This is a genomic window from Alkalicoccus halolimnae (assembly GCF_008014775.2).
In the GTDB taxonomy this organism is placed as follows: domain Bacteria; phylum Bacillota; class Bacilli; order Bacillales; family Salisediminibacteriaceae; genus Alkalicoccus; species Alkalicoccus halolimnae.
In genome coordinates this window covers 2841496-2860111 of record NZ_CP144914.1, presented here as the reverse complement: position 1 = coordinate 2860111, position 18616 = coordinate 2841496, and the positions used below count along the sequence as shown (strand labels likewise).

At 44.3% G+C, this 18616-nt stretch carries 15 protein-coding genes; 11 read left to right on the top strand and 4 right to left on the bottom strand.

Annotated features, from left to right (window positions below):
- The first annotated feature begins 760 nt into the window (after positions 1 to 760).
- The 3 genes from proC to FTX54_RS13170 are packed head-to-tail and all read left to right on the top strand — an operon-like array spanning position 761 to position 3622.
- Positions 761 to 1576, top strand: coding sequence for a pyrroline-5-carboxylate reductase (gene proC / locus FTX54_RS13180; RefSeq protein ID WP_147805155.1), 816 nt, complete (start codon positions 761 to 763; stop codon positions 1574 to 1576).
- 1 nt (position 1577) lies between these two features.
- Complete coding sequence (locus tag FTX54_RS13175; protein WP_147805156.1) at positions 1578 to 1979, top strand: secondary thiamine-phosphate synthase enzyme YjbQ; 402 nt, start codon at positions 1578 to 1580, stop codon at positions 1977 to 1979.
- Positions 1980 to 2008: 29 nt separating this feature from the next.
- Positions 2009 to 3622, top strand: coding sequence for a putative polysaccharide biosynthesis protein (locus tag FTX54_RS13170; RefSeq protein WP_147805157.1), 1614 nt, complete (start codon positions 2009 to 2011; stop codon positions 3620 to 3622).
- A gap of 198 nt (positions 3623 to 3820) precedes the next feature.
- Here the strand turns inward: FTX54_RS13170 and FTX54_RS13165 are convergent, their stop codons facing one another.
- Positions 3821 to 4159, bottom strand: coding sequence for a winged helix-turn-helix transcriptional regulator (locus tag FTX54_RS13165; protein ID WP_147805158.1), 339 nt, complete (start codon positions 4157 to 4159; stop codon positions 3821 to 3823).
- Between the two features lie 236 nt (positions 4160 to 4395).
- On the opposite strand from FTX54_RS13165, the gene wrbA reads away from it, so the two are divergent.
- From wrbA to FTX54_RS13145, 4 genes are all read left to right on the top strand, one after another.
- On the top strand, positions 4396 to 5016 hold the full coding sequence (gene wrbA / locus FTX54_RS13160) for an NAD(P)H:quinone oxidoreductase (protein ID WP_147805159.1): 621 nt from the start codon (positions 4396 to 4398) through the stop codon (positions 5014 to 5016).
- A 152-nt stretch (positions 5017 to 5168) separates the two neighbouring features.
- Positions 5169 to 6350, top strand: a complete 1182-nt coding sequence (gene ftsW / locus FTX54_RS13155; RefSeq protein ID WP_246125714.1) for a putative lipid II flippase FtsW — start codon at positions 5169 to 5171, stop codon at positions 6348 to 6350.
- A 12-nt stretch (positions 6351 to 6362) separates the two neighbouring features.
- Positions 6363 to 7538, top strand: coding sequence for a rod shape-determining protein RodA (rodA, locus tag FTX54_RS13150; protein WP_147805160.1), 1176 nt, complete (start codon positions 6363 to 6365; stop codon positions 7536 to 7538).
- Between the two features lie 381 nt (positions 7539 to 7919).
- Positions 7920 to 8630: a pseudouridine synthase gene (locus FTX54_RS13145; protein WP_147805161.1), complete on the top strand. Its 711-nt coding sequence runs from the start codon at positions 7920 to 7922 to the stop codon at positions 8628 to 8630.
- 143 nt (positions 8631 to 8773) lie between these two features.
- Here FTX54_RS13145 and FTX54_RS13140 read toward each other — a convergent pair whose 3' ends face one another.
- Entirely contained in the window at positions 8774 to 8992 is a 219-nt protein-coding gene (locus FTX54_RS13140) for a DeoR family transcriptional regulator (protein ID WP_147805162.1), read from the bottom strand.
- Positions 8993 to 9399: 407 nt separating this feature from the next.
- On the opposite strand from FTX54_RS13140, the gene FTX54_RS13135 reads away from it, so the two are divergent.
- Positions 9400 to 10566, top strand: coding sequence for an MFS transporter (locus tag FTX54_RS13135; RefSeq protein WP_147805163.1), 1167 nt, complete (start codon positions 9400 to 9402; stop codon positions 10564 to 10566).
- A 105-nt stretch (positions 10567 to 10671) separates the two neighbouring features.
- On the opposite strand, the gene cysK is transcribed toward FTX54_RS13135, so the two are convergent.
- Entirely contained in the window at positions 10672 to 11586 is a 915-nt protein-coding gene (cysK, locus tag FTX54_RS13130) for a cysteine synthase A (RefSeq protein WP_147805172.1), read from the bottom strand.
- Between the two features lie 117 nt (positions 11587 to 11703).
- Here cysK and thpR point away from each other — a divergent pair, with 117 nt between their 5' ends.
- The 3 genes from thpR (at position 11704) to FTX54_RS13115 (ending at position 15563) form a co-directional block, all read left to right on the top strand.
- Positions 11704 to 12255, top strand: coding sequence for an RNA 2',3'-cyclic phosphodiesterase (thpR, locus tag FTX54_RS13125; protein WP_187254675.1), 552 nt, complete (start codon positions 11704 to 11706; stop codon positions 12253 to 12255).
- Positions 12256 to 12316: 61 nt separating this feature from the next.
- Positions 12317 to 12568, top strand: a complete 252-nt coding sequence (locus FTX54_RS13120; RefSeq protein WP_147805165.1) for a hypothetical protein — start codon at positions 12317 to 12319, stop codon at positions 12566 to 12568.
- 568 nt (positions 12569 to 13136) lie between these two features.
- A complete protein-coding gene (locus tag FTX54_RS13115) occupies positions 13137 to 15563 on the top strand; it encodes a Lon protease family protein (protein ID WP_147805166.1) in 2427 nt (808 codons plus the stop codon).
- A gap of 542 nt (positions 15564 to 16105) precedes the next feature.
- Here FTX54_RS13115 and FTX54_RS13110 read toward each other — a convergent pair.
- Positions 16106 to 18532 carry a glycogen/starch/alpha-glucan phosphorylase gene (locus FTX54_RS13110; protein WP_147805318.1) on the bottom strand — a complete coding sequence of 809 codons (2427 nt, stop codon included), beginning with the start codon at positions 18530 to 18532 and terminating at the stop codon, positions 16106 to 16108.
- Between the last annotated feature and the right edge of the window lie 84 nt (positions 18533 to 18616).

Sequence of the window (18616 nt, the reverse complement as noted above, 5' to 3'; positions counted from 1 at the left end):
TCTGAGTGGCCGCTGCTCCTGCATCTAAGGCATAAGGATGAAAAGGAAAACGGTGTTAAGCAAATTTAGTATAGCGAAAATAAGTAACGCTTCTCGAGAAAAAGCGGGATCTTTGGTGTGGTACAACATGGAACGATGAATTCAGGAGCTGAAACGATGAATTAACGCCGATTCAGCCTCCTTATTACCGGTTAAGTGCGCTCATTTGAGAGTAAACAGACCTATTGAGAGTAATCCCCCGTGAAACATCAGTTAATCGCTGTTAATGTAAAGTAAACAGCCACTATTGAGAGTAACAAACACCCGAATGCAGATTCACGGAGCTCAACAAACTAAGGCTCTCAAAAAATCGCTATTCTTCTGTGTTTTAACGGGAAATGATGAATTCAGGAGCTGAAACGATGAATTAACGCCGATTCGGCCTCCTTATTACCGGTTAAGTGCTCTCATTTGAGAGTTAACAGTCCTATTGAGAGTAATCCCCCGTGAAACATCAGTTAATCGCCGTTAATGTAAAGTAAACAGCCACTATTGAGAGTGAAGTAAACAAACTGGAAACCGATACACCCTGCTCTAGAGCCGTCAATTAACAAATCCACGCCTCCTCTAATCACTACATGAAGAATGAACAGGGCAGGTGTTCCTCTGCGGCAGTTCTCTATAAAAGATAATACGCGACATTAAACAACGTCTTCAATAAACTGTTTCAGCTTGATCGGAAAAAATGGTAAAGTAAAAGAAAGAAGGAGCTGGTGAAGCGATGGAAAAAGCAAATATTCTGTTTATTGGTGCAGGAAGAATGGCTGAAGCGATTGTTTCCGGTATTGCAAAGTCCGACCGCAGTTACTTTAATACTATTACTATGGCCAACAGATCCAATAAAGAGAAATTAATGCACTTAAAAGATACTTACGGCATTCAGATGACGACAGATTGGATGAAGGCGGTTCAGAAGCATGATATTATTGTTCTCGCTACTCCGCCGAAAACTCATGATGAACTGCTTCATATGCTGACGCCGCACATTTCCGGGCAGCTCGTTATAACTGTTGCAGCAGGAATTGATCCACAGTATATGGAAATGAGACTTCCTGAAGAAACTCCGGTCTGCTGGATCATGCCGAATACGGCAGCCCAGGTTGGTATGTCGATGTCGACCTATACATGTGGACAGTTCGTGGAAAGCAGACACCGTCCGTTTATTCAGGCGCTTTTAGATGCAATCGGTCCTGCGGAGGAACTGACTGCCGGGCAGGTGCATGACTTAACGGCTGTAACGGGAAGCGCTCCGGCCTTTATTTATTACACGGTAAAAGCTCTGGAAGAAGCTGCGGAAGCCTATGATATATCCGGAATTCAGGCCCGAAAGCTCGTTGTGCAGATGCTGAAAGGGTCCGTAGCGATGCTTGAAGAGGGGCATGACCCGCAAGAACTTATGGAGCAGGTGGCAACTCCCGGTGGCTCAACTGCCGAAGGGCTTCGTGTACTGGAAACCTATGGAGTGGACCGCATCCTGAAACAGGCAGTGGAGGCAGTGAACGACCATGCAAGAACAAACGGAAAGGAGAGCGGGTAATATGATTTACAAACTCCCGGTTACGACAAAGCACCGAGATGAAATGATTGATATAACGAACCAGGTTTCTGCTCAAATTAGAGAATCAGGTATTAAACAGGGTGTTGTTTACATTTACTGCGCACATACTACGGCAGGAATAACAATCAATGAAAATGCCGATCCAGACGTGAAAACGGACATGCTGATGCGCTGGGATGAGGTTTATCCGTGGGAGCATGAGCAGTACCGCCATATGGAAGGAAATACAGCTTCTCACTTAAAGGCGAGTACCGTGGGTGCTTCTCAGGCTGTGATTATTGAAAATGGACGGATGATCCTTGGAACGTGGCAGGGAATTTATTTCTGTGAATTTGACGGTCCCCGCTCGAGAAACGTCTACATCAAGATCATTGAAGGATAATCGAAATAAGAAGCAGGGGATAGGTATTTATGTCAGATAATCAGTTAATCCGTGGAACGATGATCTTAACCGCGAGTATTTTCATTTCGAAAATGCTCGGGTTAATTTATATCTTTCCATTTACGTCCATTGTCGGACACGAAGGTCTGGCACTCTATACATACGGCTATACACCTTATACCGTGCTTTTAAGCCTTGCTACGCTTGGAGTGCCGCTTGCCGTGTCAAAATTCGTATCAAAATATAATGCCCTTGGTGATTATCATACGGGGCAGAGGCTCCTGAAATCAGGACTTGTCATTATGTCCATTACAGGGGTTTTTGCTTTTCTGGTCCTGTTTTTTTCCGCAGAGATGATCGCCAATCAGGTGCTTGACCCGGACAGCCTGGAAGGAAACAGCGTAGCAGATGCCGTATTCACCATCCGTATGGTCAGTGTAGCTCTTTTAGTAGTTCCGGTAATGGCAATAATCCGTGGTTTTTTCCAGGGAAACCAATCGATGGGACCGACAGCTGTGTCTCAGGTCGTCGAGCAGATTATACGTATCGCTTTTATTCTCGTATTTACGTACGTAATTATTTATGTACTTGACGGAGAACTTGGCACCGCAGTCGGGTTTGCGACATTTGGAGCGTTTGCCGGAGCAATCGGCGGACTTGGGGTGCTGCTCTGGTACTGGCGCCGCCGGTATGCAGGCATACGGGCGCAGGTAAAGGAAAGCACAGTAGATCATAATATTCCGCTCCCGGCAATGTATAAAGAACTCTTTCGCTATGCAATCCCGCTTTCGTTCGTAGGCCTCGCGATCCCGCTTTATCAGACAGTGGATCTCTGGACATTCAACCAGGCAATGAGGGATGCAGGATTTGTTCAGCCCGTTGCGGAAACGTATTATGCTTCCTTTACTCAGTCTACGCACAAGCTGATCCTGATTCCAGTCTCCATTGCGACAGCAATGTCGCTGACTATACTGCCTACGATTACGAGTGCTTTTACGAATCAGGATACAGAGAGACTGCAGCGGACGATCACCCAGACGTACCAGATCATTCTTTTTCTCACGATTCCTGCAGCTGCAGGACTGATGGCAGTATCGGAGCCGATGTATGCAGCGCTCTTCGGTCTGGAAGAAATGACAATCGGTGGAGAAATGCTCAGGACCTATGCGCCGGTTGCAGTACTGTTTTCTGTGTTTGCTGTTACTGCTTCTCTACTGCAGGGGATTAATCAGCAGAAATTTGCAGTCATTGCTCTTCTTGCAGGCATTTTATTTAAGGTCGTTTTTAACAGCTTGTTTATTCAGCTGTTTGGCCCCCAGGGTGGTGTTTTTGCCACGACAGGAGGCTATCTGCTGTCGATTACGATCAATATATGGGCGATTGGAAAGTTTGCTGATTTTAATTATCAGCCTATCCGCCGAAGACTCGGGAAAATTGTTCTTTACACGCTTGCGATGACTGCAGTCGTAGTTTATTTAGCTTTCGGTCTTGAGCAGCTGTTTCCGATTACATCGAGGTGGAACGCAGCTATTATACTCGGGCTTTCTGTTGGTGCCGGCATAATTATTTATTTAAATTTGACCATTCGTTCCGGTCTGGCAGGCAAAGTACTCGGCCACCGTTTCTCAGCGCTGAAAAAATAGGTCCTTTCGAAGTCGAGGTCCTTGCTTTCAGGGCTGGTATAAAATTTTCATGGTGGTAAGGATTTTAAGATTTCCAGTAAAAGAAGGGAAAATGGAAGGGCTGTTCTCCAATGGATCCCCGGAAGCCGCGGGATCCAGAATGAAAAAAGATCCCCCGGGTCATATACCGGGGGATCTTTTATGTCATTGAAAAACTTTTTATTTTTCAGCTGTCTGCGGAGTTGGACCTTCCACCCAGGCTTCAGCCCAGGCTTGAATCTCATCAAGTGCAGGTTCCAGCGCGCGCCCTTTGTCTGTCAGTTCATACTCAATCCGTACGGGTGTCTCAGGGTAGACATTTCGTTTAACTACGCCGATATCCTCGAGTTGTTTTAAGCGGTCTACAAGCATTTTGTCACTCATATTGGGAATATTTGCCGAAATGTCCCGGAATCGGACGGGGCCGTATAATAGAACACGTATAATCAAACCGTTCCAGCGTTTGCCGAGCAGCTGAAAGGCGGACTCAAACTTAGGGCACATGGCTAATTGTTCCATGCTGTTCACCTCTTTTTTTTATTCTTGCCAAGGAAAAGAACCAGATCTGTTGTTAACCTTCATTATAGCACACATACCCGATTTAAATAAAATGAATCTCACTAACGCACTTTTTTATAGTAATAAACAATAAATTATTAAAAAGGGTTTAATAGAAATTGGATAGAGGTAAGGTATTCATGGGAGGACTCTTTATTTTTTATTCAGCAGCACATATTGAAAAGGAGTGATTCACGGTGACAAAAGTCTTAGTCCCTTATTACAGCACTTTCGGCCACATTTATTCTATGATGAAAGCAGCCGCTGAAGGCGCGGCTGAAGTTGATGGAGTGGAAGTGAAACTTGTCCGTGTAGAAGAATTCGACGCAGTGAAACAGGCTATGTCAGAACAGGATGCATATATTCAGGCTCAGGAGGCACAAAAAGATGTCCCTGTCGCGACTCATGATGATCTGCTTTGGGCGGACGGCATTGTATGGGGAATACCGACGCGTTATGGGAATATGCCTGCTCAAATGAAGCAGTTTTTTGATTCTGCAGGAAGTCTCTGGATGAACGGAGAACTCGAAGGGAAAGTAACCGGGATCGTCACAAGTACCGGCTCCATTCATGGCGGCCAGGAAACAACAGCGATTACCTCTCTCATTCCACTGCTTCATTTCGGCATGATATACGTCGGTCTGCCTTACGGGGAAAATCAGGAACAGCTGACTACAGATGGAATCGGAGGATCCCCTTATGCCGCTTCAACAGTAGCCGGTCCGGACGGAAGCTCTCAGCCGGATGAACGCGACTTTACAATGGCAAAGCGCTTAGGAAAGCGGATTGCCTTAACCGCTCAAAAACTGCACGGATAAAAGCATATATTAAAAAGAGAAACGGTTAATTCCGTTTCTCTTTTTTTTGTGATAATGGCTCTTTCCCGCCGAAAGTCTCTTTAAGGGCGGGGATCCATCTGCTATAATGTAGAAATCAGTATGAGCAAAGCTCATCGGGGAGGTGGGCGTATTTGAAAGAAAAGCGCAATCTTTACATAGACTGGTATATTATAATTGCCGTTAGTGTAATGTCCTTGTTTGGTCTAATTATGGTATACAGTGCGAGTTTCGTACAGGGTTATCAATCTTATGATAATCCAATGTTTTTCTTTAACCGTCATTTAATATGGCTGGTATTATCAGCATCGGTATTTACTTTTTTTATGTTTTTTTCTTACAGGAATTTCAGAAAGCTTATTCCTCTCATACTCCTTGCCTGTTTTATACTGCTGATTCTGGTTATGCTGCCCGGCCTCGGCCATACGGTGAATGGGGCGACACGCTGGATAGCCTTCGGAGGTTTTACAATTCAGCCGTCAGAATTTGTTAAGCTTGGAATGATTATTTACATTGCTTACATTTATTCACGCAAGCAGGCGTATATCAGCAATTTCAAACAGGGGCTTCTGCCCCCGCTGATTATTGTACTGCTGATCTTTTTACTGATCATGCAGCAGCCTGACCTTGGTACAGCGACGTCTATTGTACTTGTTGCCGGATTTATTGCATTCTTTTCCGGGGCAAGATTATTCCACCTGATATCGCTTGGGTCCCTTGCCGGGGCAGGATTAATGTATTATGCCAGTTCGGCCGAATACCGCATGAACCGTCTCGTTGGTTTTCGAAATGCTTTTGAACTGGAGCAGACAGACGGATTTCAGCTTGTACAGTCCTATATTGCTATCGCCCATGGAGGACTTTCGGGAGCCGGTTTTGGCCAGAGTGTTCAAAAGCTCTTTTATCTTCCGGAAGCTCACACGGACTTTATTCTGGCTATCGTCAGTGAAGAGCTTGGTATCTTTGGCATTCTTCTCGCTTTTGGCGGATTAAGTTTTATTATTTACCGGGGAGCACTTATTGGTGTACGATGCAAAGATGCTTTCGGTAGTCTTTTAGCTTTTGGAATCGTTACTCAGCTTGCTATTCAGGTCATCTTCAACAGCGGCGCGGTAAGCGGTGTGCTGCCAATTACAGGTATTCCTTTTCCTTTCCTGAGCTACGGGGGTTCCTCCCTGCTCGTTACGATGGCAGGACTGGGTATTTTAGCAAACATATCAAGAAGAACAGAACGTCAGCGTCAGGAAAATTCAGAAAAAATCGAAGAGCACGAACGTGTGCCGAAACCGCAGCGGCCTAAAGTCCGCAGCGTGTAAGAAGGTGAAAAGATGCAAGAGCGTAAAAGTCCGTTACAACAGTTAGATTACTCACTTCTGTTCTTTTTATTTGTATTAATGTGCATCAGCCTTATTGCAATTTTCAGTGCAGCCTCTTCGGAACAGTATAACGTTCCGGCAAGTTCTTTCGTTCAGCGTCAGATTATCTGGTTTGCGATAGGGTCCCTGCTTATGGGGGCAGCAATGCTGGTGGATTATGAGTTGCTGAAGAAATTTTCTATTCCTCTTTATGGCGTAAGTATTTTTCTGTTAGTTCTTGTTCATTTCTTTGGAATTGAAGTTAACGGAGCGCAGAGATGGATCGGGATCCCGGGGGTATTTACATTTCAGCCTTCAGAATTCGTAAAAATCTTTATTATCATATCGATGGCCCATCTGTTGTTTTTGATTACAAAAAAACCGCGTCCTAAAACGCTCAAATCCGATTTTATTGTCGTAGGTAAAATTCTTGCTCTGGGAACTCCGCCTTTTCTGCTGATTTTAATTCAGCCGGATCTGGGAACGGCACTCGTCATCGGTTCGATCATGTTTATTATGGTTATCATGGCTGGGGTGAGCTTTCGTATTATCAGCCTGCTTATCAGCCTGGTTCTCGGAGGAATTGCTTTTCTCATCTGGATGCACAACAATTTTTTCTCCCTGTTTTCCCAGGTGATAAAACCACACCAGCTGAGCAGAATTTATGCCTGGCTTGATCCGTCTGCTAATGTCAGCGGAGAAGGATATCAATTGTTCCATGCGCTGCAGGGAATTGGAGCAGGCCAGCTTTTTGGAAGCGGATTTGTGGAAGGGATAAAATCGCAGAGCGGTGCTATCCCGGAACTTCATACAGATTTTATTTTTACTGTCATTGCTGAAGAATTTGGTTTTATAGGCGCAACGATTCTTATCGTTATCTACTTTCTGCTTCTTTACAGAATGGTAATGATAGCTTTTACGTGTAATAATACGTTCGGCTCTTATCTCGTGGCCGGCGTGGTCGGACTGCTCGTCTTCCAAATTTTCCAGAATATTGGAATGACGATTGGCGTCGTCCCAATTACCGGTCTTGCTCTTCCGTTTGTTAGTTATGGAGGGAGCGCCCTGGTAACAAATATGATTGCCGTCGGGCTTGTTTTGAATGTAAACATCCGTACGAAGTATTTTATGTTCGGAGATGATGATTAATAGAAAAGCACCCGGTCTGCCTTTTAAGTGCGCCGGGTTTTTCTTTTGTCTGTTCAGAAATAAGCGGTCCGTATTATTAAGTTTGAGGCTGCCTTGAAAATAAAGTATTGAATCGATGAACGTGCGCTTTCGTTTCCATGGGGGCGCAGGGCCGGCCTCAGCTAATCCCTTCCTCCCTGCGGTCGGGAGGATGGATCTTCGGCTCGTCCTACTTCGCCCTGGAGTCGCCCCATGTCGACTCCAGCTCATGGTAAAAAAAAGACAGGACAGCAGACGCCTACTAATATAGAAAACTCCTTATATATCCTGCTTGGTTATCGAAACGGTTTAACGGGCAGCTGAAAATAGTAATTAAATATTCACACCACCGGAGGCATAAAAATGAGAGCAGATAAATTACTATCCCACTTAGGGTATGGTTCGAGAAAAGAAGTGAAGAAGTTTTTAAAACAGGGAGCATTGAAAGTAAACGGAGAGGCAGTTAAAGATGGGAAGGCGCAGGTAGATACTGACGTTCAGGAAGTGGAAGTGTTTGGAGAACCGGTGGTCTACCGGGATTACATTTATCTTATGATGCATAAACCTGCAGGACTTATTTCGGCGACAGAAGATGAAAATGAAGAGACGGTCGTCGATCTGCTCGAGCCGGAGGATGCTTTATTTGAACCTTTTCCGGTAGGCAGACTGGATAAAGATACGACAGGGCTTCTTCTGTTAACAAATGACGGGAAGCTTGCTCACCGGCTGACATCTCCCAAGCATAAAGCGGATAAAGAGTATGTCGTAACGCTCGCTGAACCGTTGAGCGATTCCGCCGTTCAGCAGTTGGAGGCCGGTGTCACCCTGGATGACGGCTATACGACGAAGCCGGCACGGATAGCGGCAACTGATGCTGCTTCCGTTGTTTTTATTACGATACAGGAGGGGAAATATCACCAGATAAAACGGATGATGGCGGCAGTCGGAAACCGTGTAAAAGAGTTGGAAAGAGTGAGGATGGGCACCCTGATTCTTGATGAAGATTTGAACCCAGGTGAATACCGCGAATTGACGGAAGTTGAACTGAATCAGCTTTCAGGCGAGAAAACGTAAAAAACTAACGAGTGAAAGCGGAAATAAGCGCATAAAAAGAGGCTGTCCCGCAATTCACGCGGGAAGCCCCTTTTAAAACTAAGCTCTGTTTGATAGTCTGCTTCTGCAAAACCCCCCCTCGATACCTGCGAGCGGGCTGCGTATTAAGAAACTTTTGTTTTTTTGTTCGTCGTTGTCCAGATGCCTCGTTCCATAGGCATGACGAGTCCGTTATATTCCAGTACATTTAAATCCCGCTGAATTGTTCGGTCAGTTGTCCCAAATTCTTCGACGAGCTCTTTCGTAGAAACGCTCCCTTTCTGTTTAATGTAAAGATACACAGATTTAATACGAGTTAACATACGATCGGTTGACGGTTTCAAAAAAACCACTCCTTCTTGTTTGTCACCCAGAAAAGAAAATCGCGGCACATTAAGTGCAGAAAGGGCGAAACGGTGATAGATAATAAAATAGCGAAAACGGTCACAAACGAGTAAAGGGCCGGACGACTCTGCCATCTGCAGTCACATAGAATACGACGTTTTTAACGCCTGAGCTTCGGGAAGCGGGTAATTCGTATTCGTACTTACGTTCGAATCGTAATGTCCCCTCCTTTGTTCTCTATTTTACCTTAATGAATATCTTTTCGTAAAGCGAAAAAGACGTAAAATTCGTAAAACTATTGTAAATTCTGTGTTAATCGTTCGGGTTTCAGCTTTTCAACATCCTATAGGGGAGCGTATACTGGGACTATAAATAGAAATTACATACAGAAAGCCAGGATGATAAAATGCAGCAGCGAACGTTTTTTAATATGAAAGGATATTTTTTCTTTATTTATTTCGGTTTAGGGGGTCTTTTCCCACTATTAACTGTGTATCTTCAAGACGACGTAGGGTTGTCGGGCGCGCAGATTGGCGTAATAACTTCAATAGGTCCGGTCGTGATGATTCTGATCCAGCCTGTTTGGGGCATGTTCAGTGACTATACTAAACGTCCTAAATTACTGTTAACCGTTGCTTCTATCGGAGCAGGATTGAGCGGTTTAACGTATGTTTTTGCTGAGGACTATTTTCTTTTCGTCACTATAGCAGCCCTGCTTGCTGTGTTTCAAAGCGCCGTTATCCCTTTATCCGACAGTATTGCGATGAATTATGTACGCCGGCATGGAGGGGATTATGGAAAAATCCGCATGTGGGGAGCAGTTGGATTTGCCGTAGCCGTGTGGATAATGGGTAACCTTTCCGATCTATTCGGACTGCAGGTTATTTTTTATGGATTTGCCATTGTGTTATTTATCAGTGCGTTTTTCTCTACGGGTATGCCTAATGAAACAGCGACGGCGAAAGTTGATTTGAAGGGCGGTATGAGACGCCTCGTTAAAGTAGATGGATTTATGCTCTTTTTGTTTATCACATTTCTCGTATATGGACCGATTATGGCAAACAATTTTTATTTCGGAGTGCTTATTCAATTTGTGGGAGGATCCCTTGCAGGAGTCGGTTTCGCCTTTCTGCTTGCCGCAGGAAGTGAAGTTCCGTTTATGCGCTGGGCAGGGGCATGGATTTACCGCCGCGGTATTTTAACAATACTATTTGCGGCTGCGTTAATATCCGGTCTGCGCTGGATTTTTTATGCTGCCGGCCCTGATCCTGTTTGGATATATGTAACTACGATCATGCAGGGTTTCAGTATCGGACTTTTTGTGCCGGCTGCCCTGCAGTATGTTTCAGAAATATCACCGAAAGAAGTACGTGCTACAGCGGTTTCCATCTATGCAGCGGTCGGCAATGGAGTCGGTGCTTTCTTCTTCAGCATGTCAGCGGGACTTCTTATTGACTGGTTTTCGATATTGGCAGTTTATTTATTTTATGGAGTGTGTACTCTGAGCGGGGCATTTCTTCTGTTCGTGCTTGTACGCAAACAGCCGCATATTGTGAGAAAACCAGGGACATAGAAGCGGGAGGGGACTGGTGTGTTACATCACCTCCCAGAAAAACGTCCTCACGACAGCAGTTATCGCGAGGACGTTTCCGGGAGATTTTAAAAACCTTCGATGTTATTAATCAAATTGGAACAAGTCTGTCGAGAGATACCTTTCACCCGTGTCACAGGCAATCGCAACAACAACATCCTCCGGTCCATACTGCTTGGCAACCTGGCAGGCCGCGTAGCAGGCTGCTCCGGAAGAAGGACCTACGAGAATACCTTCTTCGCGGGCAAGGCGCCTGGCAGCATCGTAGGCATCTTCGTCTGAAATCTGATGTATTTTTTCATACACAGCTTCATTCAGAATCGGAGGAATAAAGCCTGGAGAAGTGCCTACAAGTTTATGCGGACCGGGCCGTCCGCCGGAAAGTACAGGAGAACCTTTTGGCTCTACGACATGAATCGCTGCATCAGGATAAGCCTTACGCAGTTCTTCTCCTGTACCGGTAATCGTCCCGCCTGTGCCTGAAGTTGCAACAAAAGCTGAAAGCGGTTTGTTCAGCTGTTTCATAGCATCTTTGATTTCCTTTGCGGTTGTAAAACGGTGGGCATCCGGATTGGCGGCATTTTCAAACTGCATCGGCATAAACCCGTTGGTTGTCTGTTCCGTTAATTGTTTCGCTTTTTCTATAGCACCAGGCATCTTTTTATCGCCCTGAGTAAGAACGACCTCTGCGCCGTAGGCTTTTAATAAATTAATGCGCTCCTGAGACATCGTGTCAGGCATCGTCAGAATCGTACGGTATCCTTTGGCAGCTGCGGTCATTGCCAGCCCAATGCCTGTGTTGCCGGAGGTTGGTTCAATTATTACTGAATCAGGACGAAGGAGCCCGTCTTTTTCAGCCTGTTCGATCATATTGGAAGCAGCACGGTCTTTCACACTTCCACTAGGATTCATATATTCAAGTTTTAAATAAACTTGAGCTCCCTGTTTATCTGGAAGATGATTCAACTTAACGATCGGAGTATCCCCGATGAGTTCATCCATATGGTTTACTACTTTTGCCACGACAGTCACCCTTTCTGCGGTAAAAAGAAATTTAATCTGATATGATTACTCCCCATTATAGCATAGAGATTTTGCATGGAAAAAGGAGGCACAGTCATGGTCCATCATTTTATCGGTCTGGAAGTAAATGAAGCAGTCCGGAATAAAGCCTTACAGATTCAGAAACAGCTTCACGTTTCCGATTATTATAAACACATCACGCACCCAGAAGATCTCCACCTTACCATGCTTTTTTTAGGGGGCTGGAAGGAGACTTACGTTCTATGGGGGAATTTAAAAGAAAAAACGCTCCCTGCAGTTTCTTTTACTGTTTCAAAATGGAGCTTTTTCGGAAGTGAAAAGAAACCCCGCGTGTTAATACTGAAAGCGGAGAAAGAACAAAATCTGAAGCTGCTTCAGGAACAAATAGAGGAAGAAGCTGTGAAGTTAGGTTTTCCTTCATCCGGAAAGTTATTTCGTCCTCATATAACAACAGCTAAAAAATACGGATCCGATAAGGAGTTTCCTTTCAAAACAGAAGGTTCATTCGAGCCTGTTTACATGCAGGTGAATGCATTGACCCTATTTCAGGTTAATCCAGGATCCCGTCCGATGTATAAAAAAGTGGATCGGATCCCCCTGGCAGATGTTTATAGGGGAAACAGTTGAAAACATAACCTTTATCCGTTACGATATGGTAGGCAGAAAGCTAATGAAGGAGCGGTAAAAGGTGAATAATCTAAACGAAATGACGGTTGTATATATCCGTCGTGCCTTTGACTGGCGCGGCAGATCGGGAATAGAGTTTTACACAGAGAATTCGGCGGCTGCTTTTTCGGAAGCTTTTCGTGAGGTGAAAATGGAGCTGAATAAAATGTATCCGGGACAGGACTTCATGTTTTATGTTTGTCCTCCTATGACGAAGGAAGAGTTCCATCGAATAAATGATGACCTGCTCGTCTGGAAAAAGGAAGTTGAATAAATAAAAATGGCAGAGGCTATTTAGTGCAAGTCCTGATAAAGGAACTCTGACTTGTAATCCCCTCGCTGCTCGATAATGACAGCTGATGACCACGAAAACTTTCGTTAGAACAAACACGGAAGAAGAGAGCGAATGAAGATAAAGAAAATTTGTCTATACACTTTGAGACTGCTGAGGCAGTCTCTTTTTCGTACGCTATATGAATCAATTTCATAAGTCGCTGTAAGATAGGAATTTTCGAACATGGTGAATGATTTCCACTTCAGACGGACGCTTTCCGCGGGGCTCGTCTTCAACTAATTCTTCCAGTGTGCAGCACTGGAAGAATGCAGGCTGGTTACAGAAGCAGAGACTAATTATGAAGTTCCACATATATAACATTGTTTATGCAGAGGAAACTCCGCTTTGAATCAGAAGACAGCTCAGCTTCTTTCAAACAGCCACAGGAAAGTTCCAGGAAAAACTTAATGAAGGAATCATTCACTGCTTACAGGGAATAGCGAGGGCGGTGTCTAATCTATAAGTATAAGCAGATAATCGCCAAAACAATATTTAGGGGGAGGAAAGGATGGAAACGAATAAAAGAATGGAACTGCCCGCTTCCCGAAAACTTTCAGTCAAAGAACTGCGTTCCGATTGTGAAAAAGAAATATTTAATTTTGAAACGACGGAAACCCTTGAAAAATGCACAGTGGATATGATTGGTCAGAAAAGAGCAGAAAAAGCAATGAGCTTCGGTCTTTCGGTGGAACAGAGCGGCTATAATCTTTTTGTCGTCGGCCCGACAGGAACTGGAAGAATGACCTATACACAAAACACGGTAGCAAAAATTGCAAAGCAGACGCGGGTGCCCTATGAGTGGTGTTACGTGCATAATTTTGAAAATCCGGATCGTCCGCTTGTGATTTCTTTCCCCGTAGGAGAAGGGCTTACTTTCAGAAGACATATGGAAATTCTGCTCATTGATATAGAAAGGGAGATGCGTACCGCCTTTTCGACTGATCAATATGAGAAAAAGAAACGCCGGCTGTTTGATGATTTCCGGCGTCAGGTAGAGGAGATGTGGAAGGAAGCAGAAGCGTTTGCTGCGAACTATGATTATAAAATCGAAAAGACCCAGGCAGGGATCAATACTATACCACTTATTCATGGGAAACCAATAAGCAAAGCAGAATTCACCAGTCTATCCGATGAAGATAAAAGACTATGGAAAGAAAAAGAGAAAAAGCTGGAAGACAAGCTTCAGGAAACAGTGCTGCAGATTCAAAAAAAAGAAGATAAGCTGCGTCAGGACGTCCATGACTTTATGCAGGAAACGACTTCCCATACAATCATAAAATTATTTAAGCCGCTGCGCACCCTTTATCAGGAAAACCATAAAGTCCTTGATTACCTGGATGCCTATTTCATGGACATCATTGATCATTTTCACGTCTTTCTTTCCGACGAAGAAGAGCAGGCCAATATTATGAGTGCTATTACAGGCTCCAGAGATCAGCATCTGCAGCGATACACGGTAAATTTGTTTGTGAATAACAAGAACCTTCGAGGAGCGCCGGTTATTTACGAAACGAACCCTACGTATCAAAACCTTTTCGGAAAGATAGAATATCAGGGCCAGCTCGGGAACCTGGTAACGGATTTTTCTTTAATTAAACCGGGAGCGCTGCATCTCGCCAACGGCGGATATTTGATTTTACAGGCAGCAGAACTGCTTCAGCATCCTTATGCATGGACCGGGCTGAAACGAACTCTGCAGACAGAAAAAATTTATATAGAAAATCCCAATGAAGACCGCGGCCTGTTTCCTGCGAGCGCCATTAAGCCGGAACCTATACCGTTAAATGTAAAAGTCATTATCATCGGCTCCTATTATATATATGAGCTGCTGTCGAGGTTGGATGAAGATTTTGACAAGCTTTTTAAAGTGAAAGTGGAATTTGACACCCAGATGAAGAAAAATGAAGAAAACAGCTGGAAAATGGCCTGTTTTATTAAAAACTATTCCGAAGAAGAGGGGCTCCTGCCCTTTCACCGTGATGCTGTTGCGGACGTTATTAATTACAGCTCGAGGCTGGTGGATGAGCAAACGAAACTTACTACGCGCTTTCAGGACGTTACAAAGCTGCTTGTGGAATCCAGTTATTATGCCAAACAGGCCGAAAAACCGTATGTAGAAGAAACAGATATTAGAAAGGCTCTTTATGAAAAAAACCAGCGTTCCAATCATCTTCCCGAAAGATACCGGGAAATGATTCAGCAGAACACGATCATGATCGATACGGAAGGGGAACGTATCGGACAGATCAACGGCCTTGCTGTGATGGGTACAAGAGATTCGCTGTTTGGCATTCCGACAAAAATTACAGCACAGACCTACGCAGGTAAAACAGGAATAGTGAATATCGAGCGCGAAACGGCAATGAGCGGCCAGATTCACCATAAAGGAATGATGATTCTTACCGGTTTCTTATCAGGACAGTTTGCTAAAGACAGACCGATTCCACTCTCAGCCAGTATTACATTTGAACAAACGTATTCGATGATAGATGGAGACAGCGCTTCAAGTACGGAACTTTATGTCCTTCTTTCCTCGCTCGCAGAAGTACCGATTTTTCAAGGTATTGCCGTAACCGGTTCTGTAAATCAATGGGGAGAGATCCAGCCCATTGGCGGGGTAAATGAAAAAATTGAAGGATTTTATTATATATGCAAAGAAGCCGGGCTTACAGGAGAGCAGGGAGTCATCATTCCCTATCAAAACATTAAAAATCTGATGCTCGATCCGGAAGTTGTGAAAGCCGTCGAAGAGGAAATGTTCCATATTTGGGCCATCGGCCATATTTCGCAGGGGCTTGAAATACTCACAGGAATGAAAGCGGGGGACATTCGTACCGAGGAAGGCTCCTTTCCGAAGGATACAATTTTTGCCCGTGCGGATGAACGATTCGCGAAAATGTATGAGCTTGCTAAAGAAGAAAAAAAGGACAGCTGAACAAAAGCCCCGGCCTTAACATAAGGAGGCCGGGGCTTTCAGACTGTTGATTAAATAAAGAAGTATATTTATTCTATTCTTTGTATTTTCTCCTCCGCTTACCGGCGGAAGCTTGCCGTGGGGCTTGTCTTCAGCTATTTCCAATGCCTGGCTGCATTGGAAAGGATCTTCAGACTGCGCTTTAATCCCACTGGCGTCCCCGCCGGACACTGCAGAGAAAATCACTTTTTTATAGGAAAAACCTGTATGAAGTACGCTTGTCTTCGCAGCAAAGTCTTTCTTTTTGTTCAGATGCTGGAGCTGTAGAAGGTGACTCCGGAAGAATGATTCTTTGTTTTATGAAAGGCAGAGTTTCCTACAGAAAGCGACCCTTCAAAAGCGGAAGCAGCCGACTATCTATTTATACAGAAAAAATTACTTTGTAAACAGCCTGAAAGCCCCGGCCTCAACATAAGGAGGCCGGGGCTTTTTCCTGGCAATCGTTTTTGAATCTTATCCATTCGAGAAATCTTCATTTCGTACCTGAAAGGAATAGCAGCAGATTACTTCAGAGGCTTAAGCTTCCAGATGTCTGAAGCATATTCATGAATCGTACGGTCACTTGAAAACTTACCGGAATAGGCAATGTTGGCAACGCTCATTTTCTGCCATGCTTTCTGATTCCGGTAGCTTCTCTCGATCAGCTCATGTGTTTCAATGTAAGGATCGAAATCTTTAAGGACAAAGTAGGGGTCATTATTATAAAGAATATGATAAAAAATATCTTTAAATTCTATTTCCTGGGATCCGAATTCTCCACCGTTCAATTGATCCATAATTTTTCTTACGCGCTCATCCGTATGATAAATGCCTTTTGCATTGTATCCGCCGTGAGCATAATAATCAAGAACCTCTTCACTGTTCAATCCGAAAATGAATATATTCGGATCTCCTACAAGGTCGCGGATTTCTATATTTGCTCCATCAAGTGTGCCTACAGTAATGGCACCGTTCATCATCATTTTCATATTTCCGGTACCGGAGGCTTCCTTGCTGGCGGTGGAAATCTGCTCGCTTAATTCAGCAGCTGGAATGATTTTTTCAGCCAGGCTGACGTTATAGTTTTCAAGGAAAATAACCTTCAATTTGTCTCCGATATCTTTATCGTTATTAACGACAGAAGCAACATGATGGATCAATTTTATGACTTCTTTAGCCATATGGTAGCTTGGAGCTGCTTTGGCAGCAAAGATAAAAGTACGCGGCGTAAGGTCAAGAGCAGGGTTATCTTTGAGCTCATTATAGAGGTAGATAACATGAAAGATATTCAACAGCTGCCGCTTGTATTCATGCAGCCGCTTGATCTGCACATCAAAAATGGAATTTTCGTTGACAGTTATACCTGTCCGTTCTTTTATAAGCTGGGCAAGCACCAGCTTGTTATGCTGTTTTACAGAAGAGATTTTGTCCAGGAACGGCTGATCATTGGAATAGCGCATAAGGCCGATCAGTTTCGAGGGCTGCTTAATCCACTGGGGGCCAATAGCTTCTGTAATTACATCAGATAACTTAGGGTTGACTTGCAGCAGCCAGCGTCTGTGAGTAATACCGTTAGTCTTGTTATTGAATTTTTCCGGGAAGAGGTCATAAAAAGGTTTCATTTCCTTATTCTTGAGTATCTCTGTATGAAGCTTTGCCACACCGTTGACGCTGAAACTTCCTACGATAGCGAGGTGGGCCATATGCACCTGATCATGGGCGATAACTGCTACTTCCGGAATACGATCGCGGAGTTCAGGATGATCAAACCAGATCCCTTTACAGAACCGCTCGTTTATTTCGTAGATGATCATGAATACCCGCGGGAGAAGATTTTTAATCATATCGACGGGCCATTTCTCGAGTGCTTCACTCAACGTGGTATGATTCGTATACGCGATTGTCTGTGTCGTTACTTCCCAGGCTTCCTCCCACGAAAATCCTTCGTCATCCATCAAAATACGCATCAGTTCAGGTACTGCCAGAGAAGGGTGCGTATCATTTATTTGAATAACGATTTTTTCATGAAGTTTGTGAAGGGGAGCTCTGTGGCGTTCTTTATATTCTCTGATAATGTTTTGAAGAGTGGCCGAAACGAGAAAATACTGCTGCTTAATCCTCAGCTCTTTGCCTTCGTAATGGGAATCATCAGGATAAAGAAAACCGGAAATTTGTTCAATGGAATGCATGTGATCCAGATGGTGATAATATTTACTTTCAGAATCAGCCAGGATGCTGGAGTCTTCCGGGGGGAGCTCCGCACTCCAGAGACGAAGGGTATTAACGACATCATTATCATATCCTGCAACCTGCACATCATATGGAACAGCTCTTACTATATCCACATCGTTATAGGAAAATTCCAGTGAGCCGTCAAACCGGCGGTGTGTATGTACTTCTCCGCCGAACTGTACTTTTAAAGCTTCCTCCGGTTTTCTCGTTTCCCACGGATAATCCTCTTTCAGCCAGTAATCGGGCAATTCTACTTGATTGCCATGGATAATTCTCTGTTCAAACAAGCCATATCGGTAGCGGATTCCGCTTCCGTGCCCTGCATACCGCAAAGAAGCGATGGAATCAAGAAAGCAGGCTGCCAGTCGACCAAGGCCGCCATTTCCAAGAGCGGCATCATGTTCCTGATTATAAACAGCTTCGGGATCGCGGCCGAGCGATTTCAGTGTATCGGTGCAGACGTCCAGCATTCCGCAGTTAAGCAGGTTGCTTTCCATAAGACGGCCGATAAGAAACTCCATTGAAATATAGTAGACCTGGCGCTCATCCTGTTCTTTATATTTTTGACGCGTTTTGAGCCAATTCTCATTCATTTCTTCTTTTACGATTGAAGCAACCGCATAATATAAATCTTTATCGCTGGCTTCTTCTACAGTCGTTCCCTGATGTTTGGCAAGCTTATCGGTAAGAAGCTGCTGAAAGGTTTTGATTGTATACACGGTGTAGCCTCCCTTTTCCTTGTTCTGCTTAAATGGTTAGTGATTTGCAGCAGCTGGTATTTATGCAGCTGAAAAAATTTGACG